This is a genomic window from Lacinutrix mariniflava, assembly GCF_001418015.1.
Taxonomy (GTDB): Bacteria; Bacteroidota; Bacteroidia; order Flavobacteriales; family Flavobacteriaceae; genus Lacinutrix; species Lacinutrix mariniflava.
Genome location: NZ_LIQG01000020.1, coordinates 102,658 through 121,298, shown reverse-complemented (window position 1 = coordinate 121,298; position 18,641 = coordinate 102,658). Strand labels below are relative to the sequence as shown.

Here is an 18,641-nt window from a genome sequence, read left to right as displayed (position 1 = left end):
TAGTTCAGCTTTTTTTTAATGAATTTAAATCAATAGTATGGAAAGAGTAGCAATTACAGAAGCGGCAACAAAAGTTTTAGAACAGTTAAAAGTAAAACATGGCGATTTAATTTTTCATCAAAGTGGAGGCTGCTGCGATGGTTCTGCTCCAATGGTTTTCGAAAAAGGTGATATGTACTTAGATGAAAGCGATATCCTTTTGGGAACTTTAAACGATGTCAATTTTTATATGAATCAAGATCAATTCGAATATTGGAAACACACACATTTAACAGTAGACGTAACCGAAGGTCGAGGTGCTAGTTTCTCTTTAGAGATTCCGCTAGGTCTTCGTTTTTTAATTCATTCAAGATTATTAACTAAAGAAGAAGAGTCTTTTTTTAATGGTTAACACTTATATATAACCAACTATATTTTCATTTTAATAATTTAAGCTCTAAAAATTAAGTATAATCTTAATTTTAGAGCTTTTTTTATTGCTAATTCTTAAGTTTTTAACAATATAGTTTTATTTATATTGCTAAATTGATATATTTATGCTAAATTAATATACATGACAGTAGATTTATGTCCAAATTGTGGATCAGACCATTACATTAAAAGCGGAATTGTTAACGATAGGCAGCGTTATAAGTGTAAAAAATGCAACTATTTCTTCTCTGTAAATAAGATAGGAAAGAAGATAGACGACTACTACGTTAATAAATCGTTACAATTATATTTAGAAGGCTTAACGTATCGAGAAATCGAACGCATTTTAGGTATTTCTCACGTTAGTATCATGAATTGGGTGAAAAAGTATAATATTAAACGACCTTATAACTCAAATTATCATCCTACTTACAAGATTTTAAATGCTTCAGAATTAGCTGTTTATTTTAGTAATGCTGAAAATATAAAAGGAGCAGGCGTGGTAGTTACAGAGTTAGGAGATAAATTCATGTTAATTAAATGGGAGCGTTTTAAAGATTAGTATAGTAAATTAACAAAAAAATATATTAATTTTTTGTTAACACATTGTTTTTAAGAGATTGTAGTGCACACAAAACCAATTAACTACTAATTAATCCTTTAAACAATGAGAAAACAAACCCTTTTATTGGCTGGACTCTTTTTAATGTCCTTTCAATTTATGATTGCTCAAGGCTCTCCAGATTACGATGGAGGTCTTAAGTTTAAATTTAACGAAGATGGATCTAAATATCTTCGGCTTATTTCTTGGGCGCAAGTTCAAGCCAATTACAATACAGACGATACTTTTGATGCCAACGGAAACGAAAACAGTAAATTAAATTTTAATTTACGTCGTGCTCGTATATTAATGTTTGCACAAATTAATAAAGACTTTTTAATTGTAACACATTTCGGATTAAACAGCTTAACAAGTTCTACATTAAGTCCAACAGGAAAAGGAGATGGCTCACAACTCTTTTTTCATGATGTTTGGGCACAATACAATTTAGGTAAAGACCACACAGTTGGTGGTGGTTTGCATTACTTTAATGGTATTTCTAGATTAAACAATCAAAGTACACTTAACATGATGACGTTAGATAATAATCGTCAATCTTGGGCAACTATTGGCTTGTCCGATCAATTTGCACGTCATTTAGGTGTTTTTGCAAAAGGTAAATTCGATAAATTGCAATATCGTGTCGCTATTAATGATGCATCAGTTTCAACTTTAGATGCTCGAACTGCTGTTGCAGGTGGGGATGCTGTCTATAATGGTCGCGCAACTTTAGGTTCTAAAGATGCTGGTAAAACATATGCTGGTTATTTCGATTATAATTTCTTAGATCAAGAATCTAACTTTCTGCCTTATAAAGTAGGTAGTTATTTAGGTGGTAAAAAAATATTTAATGTAGGTGCAGGTTTCTTTTTACATCCTAAAGGCTCTGTGATAGATACAGGTACTGCTTTAACGCCAAATTTAGAAGGTGAAGACGTATCTATATTTGCAGTAGATGCATTCTATGATGCTCCAATTGGAGAAGAAGGAAGTGCAATTACCGCGTATGCTGTCTATCAAAACAGCGATTACGGTAAAGACTATTTATACAGTGCTTATGGTACAGGAAGTATGGTTTATGGTCATGTAGGTTATGTTTTTAAAGGCGATAAAACCAAAACAAGATACCAACCTTACGTTAGTTACGGCACGCATAGTTATGATGCTGTAGGAGACGATAGATCTACTTTAGGTATTGGTGTAAATGCTTACATGAGTGGACACAATTCAAAATTAACTTTAGAATATAAAAATCAAGAATTTGGAGCTTTAGATTCGAATACTATTTCGCTTCAAGCCATGATATATCTATAAAACTAGCAAACTATGAGTGAAAAACAAAAAAACGCTTCGGCGTATTGGAAAGAGAACATAAAGTATTTAGCAATATTACTTGTTATATGGTTTGTTGTGTCCTTTGGATGTGGCATTCTCTTTAGAGAAGAATTAAACCAAATAAGACTTGGTGGTTTTAAACTAGGTTTCTGGTTTGCCCAACAAGGCTCTATATATGTATTCGTAATATTAATATTCGTGTATGTAAGATTAATGAACAAACTAGATAAAAAATACGGTTACGACGAGTAGTCTAACTAATAACTAAATGTTTGCTTTAAATTCTTAACTGTCAGTTCGAGTGATTTCGATTTTTCTTCGGAATTGTATCGAGAACATTTACAAGTTTAAAGGGAACTATAAAAAACAATTATTATGAGTGTACAATTTTGGACATGGTTATTAGTAGGAATTACTTTTGCCTTATATTTTGGAATCGCAATTTGGGCAAGAGCAGGCTCAACAAAAGAATTTTATGTTGCTGGTGGAGGCGTTTCTCCTTTAGCAAATGGTATGGCTACTGCAGCCGATTGGATGAGTGCAGCCTCCTTTATTAGTATGGCAGGAATTATTTCCTTTTCAGGGTATGACGGTTCTGTTTACTTAATGGGTTGGACTGGTGGATACGTACTTTTAGCTTTACTTTTAGCACCATATTTACGTAAGTTTGGTAAGTTTACAGTTCCAGATTTTATTGGTGATAGATATTATTCTAACACCGCAAGAACAGTAGCAGTAATTTGCGCACTAATTGTATCGTTTACTTACGTTGCAGGTCAAATGCGTGGCGTTGGTATCGTATTTTCACAATTCTTACAAGTCGATATTAACATAGGTGTAATTATCGGGATGACAGTTGTTTTAACCTTCGCACTTTTAGGAGGTATGAAAGGGATTACATACACACAAGTCGCACAATATTGTGTATTAATTTTTGCTTTTATGGTACCTGCATTCTTTATCTCAATGCAAATGACAGGAAACATTATTCCACAATTAGGAATGGGAGGAACCGTTGAAGGTGGTGAGTTTTTATTAGATAAATTAGATAAGTTACATGTAGAACTTGGTTTTAACGAATACACAAGCGGAACAAAATCTACTTGGGATGTTTTTGCAATTACCTTAGCATTAATGACAGGTACAGCAGGATTACCACACGTAATTGTGCGTTTCTTTACGGTGCCTAAAGTAAAAGATGCACGTAAATCTGCAGGTTATGCATTATTTTTAATTGCCATTCTTTACACAACAGCACCAGCAATTGCAGTGTTTTCAAGAACAAATTTAATAGAAACGGTTAGTAATAAAGAGTATAAAGAAATTCCAGAATGGTTTAAAAACTGGGAGAATACAGGGTTAATTGCTTGGTCTGATAAAAATGGAGATGGAAAAATTCAATATGTAGCTGGTAATTCGTTATCAGGTAAAAAACCAGAATATACAGAAGCGAGAGGAGCAAACGGAGAACGTATAGTTTCTAATCCAAGTAATGCTGAAAACGAATTATATGTCGATAGAGATATTATGGTATTAGCAAATCCTGAGATTGCCAACTTACCAAATTGGGTGATTGGATTAGTAGCAGCAGGTGGATTGGCAGCAGCATTATCAACTGCAGCAGGATTATTATTAGTAATCTCAACGTCTGTCTCTCACGATTTAGTTAAAAAACAATTAAAGCCAGATATTTCAGATAAAGATGAATTAAAAGTAGCAAGAATAGCAATTTTTGTAGCTATCTTAATTGCAGGATATTTTGGTATTAATCCGCCAGGATTTGTAGCAGCAGTCGTCGCGCTCGCCTTTGGTCTCGCAGCAGCCTCCTTTTTTCCGGCCATTATTTTAGGAATATTCGATAAGCGAATGAATAGCCAAGGTGCCATTTCAGGAATGGTTGTAGGTATCGTTTTAATGCTATTCTATATGATGAAATTCAAACTAGACATGTTTGGTGGTGGTACAAGTGAAGATTGGTGGTTTGGTACGTCTCCAGAAGGATTTGGTACCATTGCAATGACGGTAAACATTGTAATATCATTAGTGGTATCACGTATGACGCCTGAGCCACCGCAAGATGTACAAGATATGGTTGAAAGTATTAGAATACCTTCAGGAGCAGGTGAGGCTCAAGACCATTAAAGTATTGAGTTCTGTCTGAATATTTTTCAGCGAAAGCTAAAGAATATTGAACTTAATTTAAATTTAGTTAGTTAGCAAATCAGCATTACATTTATGTAGTGCTGATTTCTTATATTAGTAAAGTTATTATTTTTTCGCTTTCGCGGAAAAGAAAACCAATCATCCAAATGAAAAAACGGCACGAACAAAAGCTAGTGGTATTATCTATAGCATTATGTTTAATTTTTAATATACCATTCATTCTTATTTTTAATTTTGAAGGTGCTGTTTATGGTATTCCTACGTTATACTTTTCTATATTTTCAATTTGGTTACTATCTATTGTTATTTCATACATAGTTTTAAAACGCCATTATGAATAACTACGCATTAATAATTATAATTGTTATCTATTTAGCAGTCTTGTTTTACATTGCTTTTTTAGGTGAAAAAAAACGACAAAGCAAATGGGTTAACAATCCATACGTTTACACTTTGTCTTTAGCAGTGTATTGTTCTGCATGGACCTATTATGGTAGTGTTGGTATTGCCGCAAATTCTGGTATTAACTTTCTTCCTATTTATTTAGGACCAGTTATCGCTGCGCCTTTGTGGATTGTGGTACTTCGGAAAATTATCAGGATTTCTAAACAACATAAAATTTCATCAATTGCAGATTTTATTTCACTACGTTATGGTAATAATAGGTTTCTTGGCGCATTAGTAACTGTTGTTTGTTTATTTGGGACCTTGCCATACATTTCGTTGCAATTAAAGGCGGTGTCAGAAACCTTCGAAATCATGTCAGACGATAGCAGTTACGTATCCACGACTGTAATAGACGATTCTACATTTTACGTCGCCTTATTATTAGCAATATTTGCCACTTTTTTCGGTACGCAAAATGCAGATGCTTCCGAGAAACATAAAGGTATCATTGCTACAGTAGCTTTTGAGTCGGTTTTAAAACTCGTATTCTTTTTAGCCATTGGTATTTATGTTACATTTTATTTGTTTGATGGCACTACAGATATTTACAATCAGATTTCAGTAACCGAAAACTTTAAAGAACTCACCACACTTAGTGGTATTGAGGATGGTTTTAATTGGTTTTTCTTAATAGGCTTATCTTTTATGGCAATATTTTTATTACCAAGACAATTTCAGGTATCGGTTTTAGAAAACAATAGAGAAAAGCACTTAAAAAAGGCGATTTGGTTGTTTCCATTATACTTATTATTGTTTAATCTGTTTGTTATTTTTATTGCTTGGGCAGGAAAACTAACCTTTGGTAATACACAAAATGCAGAATACTACTCGTTGCTATTGCCATTAGAAAACGGAAATTCGTTTTTAGCAACACTCGTTTTTTTAGGTGGTTTTTCGGCAGTTATTTCTATGGTTATTGTATCTACATTAGCATTATCTACAATGGTGAGTAATAACTTAATTATACCTTACGGGTTTCTAGATAAGTTTATTAAAAATCAACCAGAGCGTAATTCAAAATACATTAAAAACATTCGCCGTATTTCTATATTTACAATTATAATTACAGCATATTTCTTTTACGTCATATTTTCAAAAGAATTATCGTTGTATTCTATTGGTTTAATATCGTTTGTTATTATTTCTCAATTAGCACCTTCTTTTTTTATTGGTTTGTACTGGAATCGTGGGTCTTCAAAAGCAGCAATTATTGGTATACTAGTTGGTTTTTTTATAGCCATATATGCTTTGGTATTACCTTTTACATTACAAGCTTACACAGGAACAGACGATTTTACACAATTTGGTTTACTTGGTATTGAGGTGTTAAAACCTTATGCTTTATTTGGTATCGATTTTTTAAGTCCTCCAGCGCACGCCTTTTTTTGGAGCATGACCTTTAATATCATGAGTTATTTAGTATTCTCACTAACTTCTAAAGGAAATTATCGAGAACGTAATTATGCCGAAATGTTTGTGGATAGTAAAAACTTTACCAAACTTCAAGACAGTGCATTGGTATGGAAAGGAGAAGCACATGTAGCAGATATTAAAAATGTATTAATTCGTTTTTTAGGTGAAAAAAGAGCTACTCGAGCGTTAAAAATCTTCTTCACCAAATACAAGTTGCCACAAGATACGCAATTGGCAGACGCACGATTAATTAATTTTTCTGAAAAGCTTTTAACCGGAAGTATTGGTTCGGCTTCAGCCAAAATATTAATTGCAAGTGTAGTAAAAGAAGAACAAATTAGTTTAGTAGAAGTGTTGAAGATTTTAGAAGAATCTAAAGAAAACATCGTTAGCAATAAAGTATTGTTAGAAAAATCGAACGAGTTGTCTCAACTGTCATCAAAATTAAAAGATGCCAATGAAGAGTTATTATCTAAAGACAAACAAAAAGACGAATTTTTAGATACAGTAGCACATGAGCTTAAAACACCAATAACTGGTATTAGAGCTGCAACAGAGTTATTGATGGATGAAGAAGATAATATGCCTCATGAAATAAAAATGCAATTTTTAAAAAACATACTTCAAGATTCCGATCGATTAGGACGTTTAATTCACAATATTCTCGATTTCGAAAAACTTGAAACAGGTCGTTTACATTTAGATATGCAGTACCAAGACCTTCAAAAAACCATAACTAAAGCTATCAATAGCATCTCGCAAATTGCAGCTAAAAAACAAGTAAACGTTTATAATAAAAATGTGCATAGTTTTAAAACTAATTATGATGAAGATCGTATTCTTCAAGTATTAACTAATTTATTATCTAACGCTATTAAGTTTTGTAATGCTAAAACAGGAGAGATTGAAGTTGATTTAAAGTTAGGTAATGCATTTGTAGAAATCTCAGTAACCGATAATGGTAAAGGGATTCCTGAAGAAGATTATGATTATATTTTCGATAAATTTTACCAATCAAAACACCAAAATACTATTAAACCTCAAGGCAGTGGATTGGGTTTAGCAATCACAAAACAAATAATAGAAAAGCATAACGGAAAAATTTGGGCAAAAAAAGACGTTAAAAAAGGTGCAACGCTTGTTTTTACCATACCTTTTAAGTAAATTGTTGTCATAAAGTATGAAGAAGAAAATTTTAATTGTTGACGACGAACCTAATATTGTTATGTCGTTAGAATACACTTTCAAAAAACAAGATTTTGAAGTGTTTATTGCAAGAGATGGAAGTGAAGCTTTAGAGATATTAAAACATCATATCCCTAACGTTGTTTTGTTGGATGTTATGATGCCAAATGTAGATGGGTATCAAACCTTAAAACATATTAAAAATACAGACAGTTTAAAAGATACCAAAGTGGTGTTTTTAACAGCTAAAAATAAAGCTTCAGATATTGAAAAAGGTTTAAAACTTGGAGCAGATAAGTATTTAACAAAACCTTTTTCTATAAAAAAAATAGTTTCAGAAATATTGGAACTAGTGACTTAGAAATAATTTTTGAGTTTTATTAAAATTGGTTTTGTGTGCAAACAAACTAAGTTTAATTAAAGTTTAAAGACATGAAATTTCACATCAATCCATTAGCGTCAGATATTATTATAAGTATTTATGTAATAGTAACGCTTTATTTAAGGTTAAAATTCGAAAATAACACAAACGCAAGCCCTATACTTTCTATAGTTTTGGGTATTTGTTTTGTGGTTATTATTTGGGTACTTATTAAACTCAAAATACTTAATCCTAATTGGTTTGGCTTATTTAATTCTAAAAAAGCTTAACTATGTATTATCAAGAATTTTATAAAAGAAGTATTGAGCAGCCAGAACTCTTTTGGCAAGAACAAGCCCTAAAATTAGATTGGTTTAAAGTGCCAAAAAGTATATTATCTAAAGATAAATATGAGTATAATCAATGGTTTCAAGATGGAGAACTTAACCTAAGTTATTTGTGTATAGACAAGCACATTAACGATGGTTTTGGAGAACAGAATGCTATTATTTACGATTCGCCAGTTACCAATACAAAAGAACATATCACCTTTAATAAATTACACTACGAAGTATCAAAATTAGCAGGTGGATTACAAGGTTTAGGATTGCAAAAAGGAGACACGTGTATTATTTATATGCCTATGATTCCGCAAGCACTATATGCTATGTTGGCCTGTGCTAGAATAGGTGTAATACATTCGGTTGTATTTGGTGGTTTTGCACCACATGAGTTGGCGATTAGAATTAACGATTGTAAGCCAAAAGTTATCATCACGGCATCAAACGGAGTAGAAATTAATCGTATTATTCCTTATAAGCCATTTGTAGATAAAGCTATCGCTAAAGCGGAAAGTAAACCTGAACATGTTATTGTTTTCGATAGACAATTAGGTGTTGAGATACCAAAGAAAAATTACGACATAGATTACACTACTTTAGTAGAAGCATCACCTTCAATTGATGCTATTTCGGTGCAATCCACACATCCTTCGTATATATTATATACATCAGGAACCACAGGAACACCTAAAGGTATAATTAGAGATACAGGTGGTTATGCCACAGCTTTAAAATTCTCTATGAAATACATTTATGGTGTTAACGGAGGCGAAACATTTTGGGCAGCAAGTGATGTTGGTTGGGTGGTAGGACACAGTTTTATAGCTTACGGACCATTATTAAATAGAAATACAACCATTCTGTTTGAAGGGAAACCCATTAAAACACCAGATGCTTCAACGTTTTGGCGTGTAATTAATGAGCATAATGTAAAGGCTATGTTTACAGCGCCCACAGCAATTAGAGCAATAAAAAAGGAAGATCCTAATGGAAACATGATTAAGCGTTTCGATTTGTCTTGCTTAAAATATTTGTTTTTAGCAGGAGAACGCTGTGATGTCGCGACGCTAAGTTGGACAGAAGAAAAACTGAAAATTCCAGTAATAGACCATTGGTGGCAAACGGAAAGTGGTTGGCCAATGATTTGCAATATGGTTGGTGTAGGATTGCAAGACATAAAACCAGGTTCTGCAGGCTTACCTGTTTCTGGTTACGATATTAGAATATTAAATGAAGAAGGCGAAGAAGTAGAATCTTCGGTTGAAGGTTACGTTGTAATAAAACTGCCGTTACCACCAGGAACATTAAGTAACCTTTGGGGAAATCCGGAACGTTTTAAATCTGGTTATTTAGACCGTTTTCCAGGTTACTATTTCTCTGGAGATGGTGGTTATAAAGACGAAGATGGCTATGTGTTTATAACAGGTCGTGTAGACGATATTATTAACGTTGCAGGACACCGTTTATCTACTGCCGAAATGGAAGAAATAGTATCCTCACACCAATCTGTTGCAGAATGTGCCGTATTTGGTGTGCATTGCGAACTTAAAGGTCAAAAGCCGCTAGGTTTAGTGGTTTTAAAAACTGAAGAAACTTCAGATAATGACACCATTCAAAAAGAAATTATACAAGATGTACGTAACGAAATAGGAGCAGTAGCTTCTTTTAGAGATGTGCTAGTTGTAAATAGATTACCAAAGACACGAAGCGGGAAAATTCTTCGTAAATTGTTGCGTAATATCGCAGACGAACAACAGTATAATATACCATCAACCATTGATGATGTAACCATAATAGAAGAAATTAAATCAGTATATGAAATCTATACTATTGGAATTCATAAATAAAATAGTATCGAGATTACAATAACTTTCGTGAGGAGTAATCTCATTAATAATTCAAATTAATAAAACACACACTAAGATAAATCAAAGTGTATAATAATAAAACCTTAACTAATAAATTATGAGTAATTACCACATAAAACATCTTGAAGAATATTATAAGGTCTATAGAAAATCGATTAGAGAACCAGAAAATTTTTGGGAAGAAATAGCCGAAGAGCATTTTGTATGGCGTAAAAAATGGGATACCGTTTTAGAATGGGATTTTAAAAAGCCAGAAGTAAAATGGTTTCAAGGCGCACAATTAAACATTACAGAAAATTGTATCGATAGGCATTTAACAACAAAAGGCGATAAAACAGCCATTTTATTTGAGCCTAACGACCCAAAAGAAGCAGCAGAACATATTACGTATAATCAATTATCTCAGCGCGTTAATCAATTTGCAAATGTTTTAAAAGCACAAGGTGTTAAGAAAGGAGATCGTGTTTGTATTTATGTACCAATGATTCCAGAATTAGCAATAGCAACCTTAGCTTGTGCACGAATAGGAGCAATACATTCGGTCGTTTTCGCAGGCTTTTCAGCAACAGCATTAGCAACAAGAATCAACGATTCAGACTGTAAAATAGTCATTACATCAGACGGTTCATATCGTGGAAAAAAATCAATAGATTTAAAAGGTATTGTAGACGAAGCTCTAGAAAGTTGTCCAGGTGTAACCTCTGTTTTAGTCGCAAAAAGAATCCATTCAGATATTTACATGAAAGAAGGACGCGACCAATGGTTACAACCTTTATTAGACGACGCTTCTACAGTATGCGAAGCAGAAATAATGGACGCAGAAGATCCATTATTTATATTATACACTTCTGGTTCTACAGGAAAACCAAAAGGAATGGTACACACAACAGCAGGTTACATGGTATATACTGCTTACACGTTTAAAAATGCATTTCAATACAGAGAAAACGATGTCTATTGGTGTACTGCAGATATTGGCTGGATTACTGGTCATTCTTACATTGTTTACGGTCCATTAGCAAATGGAGCAACCACAGTAATGTTCGAAGGCGTGCCAAGTTATCCAGATTTTGGACGTTTCTGGGAAATAGTACAAAAGCATAAAGTAAACCAGTTTTATACAGCACCAACAGCCATTAGAGCTTTAGCAAAACACGGTACAGAACTAGTAGATAAGTACGATTTATCATCCTTAAAAGTATTAGGTTCTGTAGGAGAACCAATTAATGAAGAAGCATGGCATTGGTATAATGATACTATTGGGAAAAAGAAAAGTCCAATTATCGACACCTGGTGGCAAACGGAAACAGGTGGTATGATGATTACGCCAATTCCATACGTAACACCAACAAAACCAACCTATGCAACCTTACCGTTTATAGGTATTCAACCAGCATTAATGGATGAAAACGGAAAAGAATTAAAAGGCAACCAAGTAGAAGGCAGATTATGTATAAAATTTCCTTGGCCAAGTATTGCTAGAACCATTTGGGGAAACCACCAACGTTATAAAGATACCTATTTTTCGGCTTTCGATAATATGTATTTTACAGGAGATGGTGCCTTGCGTGACGAAGTTGGTTATTACAGAATTACAGGGAGAGTAGACGATGTCATTATAGTTTCAGGACATAACCTAGGAACAGCACCAATAGAAGATGCCATAAACGAACATCCAGCAGTAGCAGAATCTGCAATTGTAGGTTTTCCACACGATATAAAAGGAAGTGCATTATACGGTTATGTAACTTTAAAAGAGACAGGAGAAAGTAGAAAACACGATAATTTACGTCAAGAAATAAACCAATTAATTTCCGATCGTATTGGACCAATCGCCAAGCTAGATAAAATTCAGTTTACTAACGGATTACCAAAAACACGAAGCGGTAAAATTATGCGTCGTATTCTTCGTAAAATAGCAGAAAACGATACCAGTAATTTGGGCGATATTAGTACACTCTTAAATCCAGAATGTGTACAAGATATTATGGATAATGTATTGTAAATTATAACGTCATTACGAGTGATTTTGAGAAACGAAAAATTGTATCGAGAAGTTGGGCATTACACTTTTCCGCTAAAGCTACAAAGTGTCGAGCTATCCGTTATATCTTTTGCAGAAAAAGCAAAAGGATGCCACTACTATCCCTAATGCAAAACCCAAAACGCAACCAAAAAAAGGTTGCGTTTTGGGTTTATAAAGCACTGTAAGTCTTATGCAAGCGTATTAATAAGTACATTGTAATGTAACATAAATTTAATTTCAGCGTCTTATTTAAAAGTAGCTGTGTTATACCATTTACATTCTGTATTTGGTTAATACTATTGCCAAAACGTTTGTTAATCGCAATAAAAAAACAGTTAACACTTTACGGACTAACTTTGTAATAACAGAATCTAAAACCATTCAGAAAATGAAAAAACTACTATTCATCGCATTAACCTTACTATTAAGTTTTCAAGTTAAAGCACAAGACTCTAAAATTCCAACAGAAGTAAAAGAATACATTCAATCAAGAGTCAATAACCAAATAAATGTTGGTATTGTTGTAGGTTTTGTAGATGGAGACACTATAGATTATTATAGCTATGGTAACACTGCATTACAAAATGGAGTAGCAGTTAATAAAAACTCGGTTTTCGAAATTGGTTCCATTTCAAAAACATTTACAGCAACACTTTTAGCGTTAAAAGTCAATAGCGGAGAAATGAATTTAGACGATCCTATTTCAAAGTATTTACCTAAAACAGTAAAAACACCAACCAGAAACGGAAAAGAAATTACCTTAAAACATTTAGTAACGCATACATCATCATTACCAAGAATGCCAGATAATTGGGATCCTAAAAATCTTAAAAATCCTTTTGCAGATTATACATACGAAAACCTTTATAGCTTTATTTCTAATTGCCAATTGAAATACGATATTGGAACAAAAAAAGAATATTCTAATGTAGGAATGGGCTTGCTTGGGCATATTTTAGAATTGCAAAGTGGTAAAACATATCAAGAATTAGTAATCGAGAACATTGCTAATCCATTAGATATGGATGACACAAGGTTAGTATTAACTCAAACAATGAAAAGTCATTTAGCAAAAGGACATGACGGATTAGCAGAAACCGAAAACTGGGATATTATTACACTTGGTGGAGCAGGAGGTATACGTTCTTCAGCAAGTGATATGGTAAAATATATTCAGGCTAATATAAATGCAGATACTCTAGATTCTAAATTACATAAAGCAATGGCGTTGGCTCATAAGTCAGCATTTAAAAGCGAAGAGCAAAACGCAGAAATGGCATTAGCTTGGCACATAGAAAACGGTAAGTTTTTAATGCATAACGGATCAACAGGTGGTTACTGTGCAATGTCCGCAATAGATAAGGAAGCAAAAAGAGGCGTTGTTGTTTTAACCAATAGTAATGAAAATGTAGATGCTATAGCTATTAAATTAATGGTTCCAAACTATAAATTAAAACTCTTAAAGCCTTCAATTTCAAAGGTGTTAGAAAAGGAGATAAAAGATAATGGCATCGATAAAGGAATAACATTTTACAAAAACACTAAAGCAGAAAAAGCAAGCGATTATAATTTTGAAGTTGAAGAATTAAACACACTAGGCTATAAATTTTTATCAGAAGATAAAAAAGACATCGCTTTAGCGCTTTTTAAATTAAATGTTGCCGAGTTTCCAAACGAAGCTAATCCTTACGATTCTTTAGGAGAAGCCTATTTAGAAAACGGAAATCAAGAATTAGCCATTAAAAACTACAAAAAGTCCTTAGAAATAAATGCTGCTAACGATAATGCTAGAGAAGTCTTAAAATCTTTAAATGAAGGAATCAAAGAAGTTGAGGTTTCTAAACAAATGCTAGAAAGCTACGTTGGTAAATACCAATTAGCTCCAACATTTTTTATAACAATAACAACAGAAGACGGACACTTGTTTTTACAAGCAACAGCACAGCCTAAATTTGAAATATTTCCTTCAGATTATAACAAGTTTTATTTAAAAGTAGTAGAAGCAAAAGTAGAATTTAATGCAAATAATAAAGGTAAAATAGACAGTATGACTTTGTTTCAAAACGGACAAATATTACCTGGACAGCGTGTAGAATAATTAAAATAGCACGATATTTGCGTTGTATAATGTGAATATGATAAACATAAGAGAATACATAGAGAAAACAGTTGTTATATCTGATGAAGATTGGCAACTGTTTTCATCTAAATTAGAAAATAGAATCTTTAAAAAAAAGAGTGCCATTGTAAATGTTGGTGAAACCGAAAACTACATTTCATTTATAGACAGTGGTATTGCGCGTTTTTTAATTCCGAAGGAAGAAAAAGAAAAAACCATCACTTTTGGCTTTTGTTTTAAAAACGAGTTTGTAAGTGCTTACGATTCTTTTTTAACCAGAAAACCATCACTTTACAGACTAGAAGCTTTAACAGACGTATCTATGTGGAGCATTTCATATAAAGACTTACAAGAGGTTTACGAAAAAAGTTTTGCGGGTAATGTTATTGGTCGTCTATCTTCAGAACGTTTATTTCTTATAAAATCTAAACGCGAACAATCGCTTTTAAACGAAACTGCGGAAGAGCGTTATCTTAATCTTTTTACAGAACGTCCAAACCTAATAAAAGAGATTCCTTTAAAATACATTGCCTCTTACATTGGTGTTACAGCACAAGCCTTAAGCCGCATTAGAAAACGAATTTCTTAACTTAGGTTCATTGTGTAAACCATTATTAGTCTCGACCTTTGCGAAAAGCAAAAGACTATGATGATTATAATATTAATAATAACACTTTGGTACTCAGGACTGTTTTTTCAAACGTTCTTTCTACACCGTTATGCAGCGCACCAAACCTATACAATGTCTCCTGCAATGGAGAAAATATGTTACGTATTAACATGGGTAACACAAGGTTCTAACTACTTAAGCGCCTATGGTTATGGCGTAATGCATAGAATGCACCACGCATATGCAGATACCGAAAAAGATCCACACTCACCAAAATACGATGCAACTGTATTTTCTATGATGTGGCGTACAAAAAACATTTACCAAGACATAAATAACAAAAGAATTGCAGTAGCAGATAAGTTTACTAAAAACGTTCCACAATGGGAAGGTTTCGATAAATTTGCAAGTTCAAAATTTTCTAGACTAGGTTGGGCTGCAGCTTATACTGTCTTTTTTATTGTGTTTGCAACAGCTTGGTGGCAATGGTTATTTTTACCTATCGCCTTTTTTATGGCACCAATTCATGGTGTAATAATTAATTGGTTTGCACATATTTATGGTTATGTAAACTTTAAAGTTAACGACACTTCTAAAAACTTATTACCATTCGATTTTTTAATGATGGGAGAAGGTTATCACAATAACCATCACACACATTCTGGTCGTGCTAATTTTGGAGTAAAATGGCATGAGGTAGATTTTACATATCTAATTATGGTAGTTTTAGATAAGTTAACTCTTATAAAGCTAAAAAAAACGGCTAGTTAATTATACAATAGATGAGGTTTGTTTTTAATATTTAAACAACTCTTATATGGTTTAAAAGGTCTGCATTAATATATTTATTGATGCAGACTTTTTTGTTTGGCACTATTATTTACTAAGTGATATGGCTAATAAATGCAATGGCTTTTTTATATTTGTGAGGCAATCAAAATAGTATAATGAATAGTCAACCACTTCTAACCTATATTAATAAAATAGTTACTTTAACAGAGGAGGAAGAAGCATATTTTTCTTCAATATTAAAACACCGTAAATATTTAAAAGGACAATATATTTTACAACAAGGTGATGTTAGTAATACCAATTGTTTTATAATATCTGGTTGTGTAAAAATGTTTTATGCAGACCATTTGGGTCAAGAACATATTATAATGTTTGGCGTAGAAAATTGGTGGGCTTCAGATTTGGGAAGTTTTATTTCGCAAACAGCATCAGATTTTAATGTACAATGTATTGAAGACACAGAACTTATTCAAATTACGTATAACGATTTACAAACAGCGTATTCCAAAATACCAAAGCTAGAACGTTTCTTTCGAAAAATTATAGAAAAAGCTTACGTTGCTTCACAAAAGCGAATAGTTAGAAACTTTAGCCTTTCTGCAAAAGAAAGATATATCGTTTTTAAAGCCAGCTATCCAGAAATAGAACAGCGCATTCCACAATATATGGTAGCTTCTTACCTCGGTATTACAAAAGAGTTTTTAAGTAAAATTAAAAGCCAGATTGCTGTTGGAAAGTAAATGTTAATCTAGATTAACATCATTTAATAAACTAGGTCATCTTTTATGTTCTATTGTTGTGAGATCTTTGTGGCATAATATAAAAACATACAAAAATGAAAAAAGTTTTAACAGCAATTATAACATTTGCATTATTTACAACAACAGTTTTAGCACAAAACAAAACTATTAACACAGCAGAGAGTAAAGTCGTTTGGAAAGGCTACAAAGTTACAGGAGCACACCAAGGTACAATTGCACTACAATCTGGAGATTTAATTTTTAAAGATAACGTATTAACAGGAGGAGCGTTTGTAATCGACATGACAACTATTAATACAACAGATTTAGAAGGAGAATACAAAGGTAAATTTGAAGGACACATAAAATCTGATGATTTTTTTGGTGTAGAGAAATTTACAACATCAAAGTTAGTATTTACAAAAGTAGAAGCTTCAGGTAAAAACTCATACACAGTTACGGGAGATTTAACTATTAAAGACAAAACAAATCCTGTAACAGTAAATGTATCTGTATATGGAAGTAAAGCAACAGCAACATTAAAAGTAGATAGAACGAAATATGATATAAAATATGGTTCTGCTAGTTTTTTCGAAGGCTTAAAAGACAAAGCAATTTACGACGAGTTTGATCTAGTAGTAGACTTACAGTTTTAAGCAAACCGTATTTATATAAACAGAATAGTAAATATTAAAAAACCAGAGCAGTAATTGTTCTGGTTTTTTCGTTTAATATATTCTGGTTTTTAACTTATCACTCAAACAAACTCACACAATACAATTTTACTTGTATTTCGGTTAAAACCGAAGCATGATTTATTAAAGCATCAATCTCTTCGTCTTTTAAAGGCGTTAAATTAGTGCTTACACTTCTTGCAATTTCTAGTTGCGCTTTTGTATTCGCATTAGCAATTATAGTTTTGTAGTCTATACTCGCTTTTAGCTTGTTTTTAATGGTGGTCCAGTCTTTATTGCTAACATCAGTTTCCGTAATATTATGGTGTTCTAAAACCTGAGGTAAAATAATACCATCTTTAACACCATCTATAAATTTAGGAATAGAATCTTCAATCTCCCAACCAAGCGATTGGTAGGCAATCTCACGTTTTTGGTTGTTATGATTCTCATATAGATATTGTACCATTTGCAGGTTTTTAATCCTATTCATAAACACTTCGCTGGTTCTAATAAGCATAGTTAACGTATTTCTATACGAATTTTTAAAAGGCATCGCATTTCCAGCATCGCTAATAATAACAATCTGACTTCCGTAAGCACTTTTGGTCTGCGTAATTTTATGCGCACCTTGGTTGTCGTAAACACCACCATCTACTAATCGCGGTGTTGCACGCTTGGTATCCTCGATATTACTAAAAAACTTTTTATCAATTTTAATAGGAGTAAACACAAACGGTACAGCAGTAGAAGCTGCAACAGCACGAGCGATAGGAAAATTATCCGACTCAAATTTTATAGGTTCATCATCATCCGAAGGAAAATCGTAAGCCGAATCTCCCATAGTATCATTGCTAAACGTAAACAAACGCCCACTTTCTAAATTTGTAGTATTTATAGCAAATCTTACATCTTTACGTAAATGCTTAAGTGTTTTGTTTTTAAAGAAAAACCTATTATACATCCTCTCGTTTAACTTACTAATAGGGAAGAGGTTAAACTGAAACAATAAAAACACAATAATTAAAGCAATTAGTAACCCAAAACTAGAATAGGCATAACCATTAGCCAATAAATAGAGTATCGTTAACACCCAAAAAAGAGACGCAATAAACACTAATATAAAGCGCCAAGAAGTCAAAACACCTTTAATAACACTACGTTTTACACCTTTTCTAATGGTGTCCTCAAAGGCTTCAAAATCACCTTCATGTAAACCATAAGTTGCGCCAGTAATAGAACCACCAGAATTAGTAGAAATAACATCAACCGTATCAAGTATCTCTAATTCCTTAAGCTTTTTTAAAGTCCCTAAATGGTAAATAGTCGCACGATAACCACCACCAGATAAGCTTAATCCTATTTTTTTGTTGTTTTTCATAAGAATTTTCGGCCTTAGCAGAAATTTCGTAATTCCCACGATTTATGCTGAACTCGATTCAGTAAAGTGGGAAACTCAATAAATTAATATTCTCTAATAATAATTTGGGCATTACCTTTTGCCTAAAAAAGGCAAAACGTCAGGCTTTCACAAGTCGCTCTCTGCGAGGAGCTC

17 protein-coding genes are annotated in these 18,641 nt (G+C 32.8%); 16 read left to right on the top strand and 1 reads right to left on the bottom strand.

Annotated features, from left to right (window positions below):
- The first annotated feature begins 37 nt into the window (after positions 1–37).
- The 16 genes from ASC44_RS03835 to ASC44_RS03760 all read left to right on the top strand — a co-directional run bounded on the left by ASC44_RS03835 (position 38) and on the right by ASC44_RS03760 (position 17,068).
- Positions 38–391, top strand: coding sequence for a DUF779 domain-containing protein (locus tag ASC44_RS03835; RefSeq protein WP_055436783.1), 354 nt, complete (start codon positions 38–40; stop codon positions 389–391).
- Positions 392–553: 162 nt separating this feature from the next.
- Positions 554–973, top strand: coding sequence for a transposase-like zinc-binding domain-containing protein (locus tag ASC44_RS03830; protein WP_055446300.1), 420 nt, complete (start codon positions 554–556; stop codon positions 971–973).
- Positions 974–1,078: 105 nt separating this feature from the next.
- Positions 1,079–2,326 (top strand): hypothetical protein, encoded by a 1,248-nt coding sequence (locus tag ASC44_RS03825; protein ID WP_055446299.1) that lies wholly within the window; start codon positions 1,079–1,081, stop codon positions 2,324–2,326.
- 12 nt (positions 2,327–2,338) lie between these two features.
- Entirely contained in the window at positions 2,339–2,599 is a 261-nt protein-coding gene (locus ASC44_RS03820) for a DUF4212 domain-containing protein (RefSeq protein ID WP_055436786.1), read from the top strand.
- Positions 2,600–2,722: 123 nt separating this feature from the next.
- A complete protein-coding gene (locus tag ASC44_RS03815; protein WP_055446298.1) occupies positions 2,723–4,489 on the top strand; it encodes a sodium:solute symporter family protein in 1,767 nt (588 codons plus the stop codon).
- A gap of 167 nt (positions 4,490–4,656) precedes the next feature.
- Positions 4,657–4,851, top strand: a complete 195-nt coding sequence (locus ASC44_RS03810) for a hypothetical protein (RefSeq protein WP_055446297.1) — start codon at positions 4,657–4,659, stop codon at positions 4,849–4,851.
- A complete protein-coding gene (locus ASC44_RS03805) occupies positions 4,844–7,534 on the top strand; it encodes a sensor histidine kinase (protein WP_055446296.1) in 2,691 nt (896 codons plus the stop codon). The genes ASC44_RS03810 and ASC44_RS03805 overlap by 8 nt, the downstream gene beginning before the upstream one ends.
- Before the next feature lie 16 nt (positions 7,535–7,550).
- Positions 7,551–7,916 (top strand): response regulator transcription factor, encoded by a 366-nt coding sequence (locus tag ASC44_RS03800; RefSeq protein ID WP_055446295.1) that lies wholly within the window; start codon positions 7,551–7,553, stop codon positions 7,914–7,916.
- Positions 7,917–7,987: 71 nt separating this feature from the next.
- On the top strand, positions 7,988–8,206 hold the full coding sequence (locus tag ASC44_RS03795; RefSeq protein ID WP_055446294.1) for a hypothetical protein: 219 nt from the start codon (positions 7,988–7,990) through the stop codon (positions 8,204–8,206).
- 2 nt (positions 8,207–8,208) lie between these two features.
- Entirely contained in the window at positions 8,209–10,104 is a 1,896-nt protein-coding gene (locus tag ASC44_RS03790; protein ID WP_055446293.1) for an acetate--CoA ligase, read from the top strand.
- A gap of 118 nt (positions 10,105–10,222) precedes the next feature.
- Positions 10,223–12,130, top strand: coding sequence for an acetate--CoA ligase (acs, locus tag ASC44_RS03785; RefSeq protein WP_055446292.1), 1,908 nt, complete (start codon positions 10,223–10,225; stop codon positions 12,128–12,130).
- Positions 12,131–12,539: 409 nt separating this feature from the next.
- Positions 12,540–14,249 (top strand): serine hydrolase, encoded by a 1,710-nt coding sequence (locus tag ASC44_RS18240; RefSeq protein ID WP_206542778.1) that lies wholly within the window; start codon positions 12,540–12,542, stop codon positions 14,247–14,249.
- 37 nt (positions 14,250–14,286) lie between these two features.
- Positions 14,287–14,859, top strand: a complete 573-nt coding sequence (locus ASC44_RS03775; RefSeq protein WP_055446290.1) for a Crp/Fnr family transcriptional regulator — start codon at positions 14,287–14,289, stop codon at positions 14,857–14,859.
- A 57-nt stretch (positions 14,860–14,916) separates the two neighbouring features.
- Positions 14,917–15,651 (top strand): acyl-CoA desaturase, encoded by a 735-nt coding sequence (locus ASC44_RS03770; RefSeq protein ID WP_055446289.1) that lies wholly within the window; start codon positions 14,917–14,919, stop codon positions 15,649–15,651.
- A gap of 176 nt (positions 15,652–15,827) precedes the next feature.
- Positions 15,828–16,412 (top strand): Crp/Fnr family transcriptional regulator, encoded by a 585-nt coding sequence (locus tag ASC44_RS03765; RefSeq protein ID WP_055446288.1) that lies wholly within the window; start codon positions 15,828–15,830, stop codon positions 16,410–16,412.
- Between the two features lie 95 nt (positions 16,413–16,507).
- Positions 16,508–17,068 (top strand): YceI family protein, encoded by a 561-nt coding sequence (locus tag ASC44_RS03760; protein WP_055446287.1) that lies wholly within the window; start codon positions 16,508–16,510, stop codon positions 17,066–17,068.
- 97 nt (positions 17,069–17,165) lie between these two features.
- Here the strand turns inward: ASC44_RS03760 and ASC44_RS03755 are convergent, their stop codons facing one another.
- Positions 17,166–18,467 carry a patatin-like phospholipase family protein gene (locus ASC44_RS03755; protein ID WP_055446286.1) on the bottom strand — a complete coding sequence of 434 codons (1,302 nt, stop codon included), beginning with the start codon at positions 18,465–18,467 and terminating at the stop codon, positions 17,166–17,168.
- Between the last annotated feature and the right edge of the window lie 174 nt (positions 18,468–18,641).

Excerpts from the sequence above, each read along its gene's own strand:
- ASC44_RS03795 (WP_055446294.1), top strand. The coding sequence starts at position 7,988 with ATGAAATTTCACATCAATCCATTAGCGTCAGATATTATTATAAGTATT.
- ASC44_RS03760 (WP_055446287.1), top strand. The coding sequence starts at position 16,508 with ATGAAAAAAGTTTTAACAGCAATTATAACATTTGCATTATTTACAACA.
- ASC44_RS03830 (WP_055446300.1), top strand. The coding sequence starts at position 554 with ATGACAGTAGATTTATGTCCAAATTGTGGATCAGACCATTACATTAAA.
- ASC44_RS03770 (WP_055446289.1), top strand. The coding sequence starts at position 14,917 with ATGATGATTATAATATTAATAATAACACTTTGGTACTCAGGACTGTTT.
- ASC44_RS03810 (WP_055446297.1), top strand. The coding sequence starts at position 4,657 with ATGAAAAAACGGCACGAACAAAAGCTAGTGGTATTATCTATAGCATTA.
- ASC44_RS03820 (WP_055436786.1), top strand. The coding sequence starts at position 2,339 with ATGAGTGAAAAACAAAAAAACGCTTCGGCGTATTGGAAAGAGAACATA.
- ASC44_RS03775 (WP_055446290.1), top strand. The coding sequence starts at position 14,287 with ATGATAAACATAAGAGAATACATAGAGAAAACAGTTGTTATATCTGAT.
- ASC44_RS18240 (WP_206542778.1), top strand. The coding sequence starts at position 12,540 with ATGAAAAAACTACTATTCATCGCATTAACCTTACTATTAAGTTTTCAA.
- ASC44_RS03790 (WP_055446293.1), top strand. The coding sequence starts at position 8,209 with ATGTATTATCAAGAATTTTATAAAAGAAGTATTGAGCAGCCAGAACTC.
- ASC44_RS03765 (WP_055446288.1), top strand. The coding sequence starts at position 15,828 with ATGAATAGTCAACCACTTCTAACCTATATTAATAAAATAGTTACTTTA.
- ASC44_RS03815 (WP_055446298.1), top strand. The coding sequence starts at position 2,723 with ATGAGTGTACAATTTTGGACATGGTTATTAGTAGGAATTACTTTTGCC.
- ASC44_RS03755 (WP_055446286.1), bottom strand. The coding sequence starts at position 18,467 with ATGAAAAACAACAAAAAAATAGGATTAAGCTTATCTGGTGGTGGTTAT.
- ASC44_RS03835 (WP_055436783.1), top strand. The coding sequence starts at position 38 with ATGGAAAGAGTAGCAATTACAGAAGCGGCAACAAAAGTTTTAGAACAG.
- ASC44_RS03800 (WP_055446295.1), top strand. The coding sequence starts at position 7,551 with ATGAAGAAGAAAATTTTAATTGTTGACGACGAACCTAATATTGTTATG.
- ASC44_RS03805 (WP_055446296.1), top strand. The coding sequence starts at position 4,844 with ATGAATAACTACGCATTAATAATTATAATTGTTATCTATTTAGCAGTC.
- ASC44_RS03825 (WP_055446299.1), top strand. The coding sequence starts at position 1,079 with ATGAGAAAACAAACCCTTTTATTGGCTGGACTCTTTTTAATGTCCTTT.
- acs (WP_055446292.1), top strand. The coding sequence starts at position 10,223 with ATGAGTAATTACCACATAAAACATCTTGAAGAATATTATAAGGTCTAT.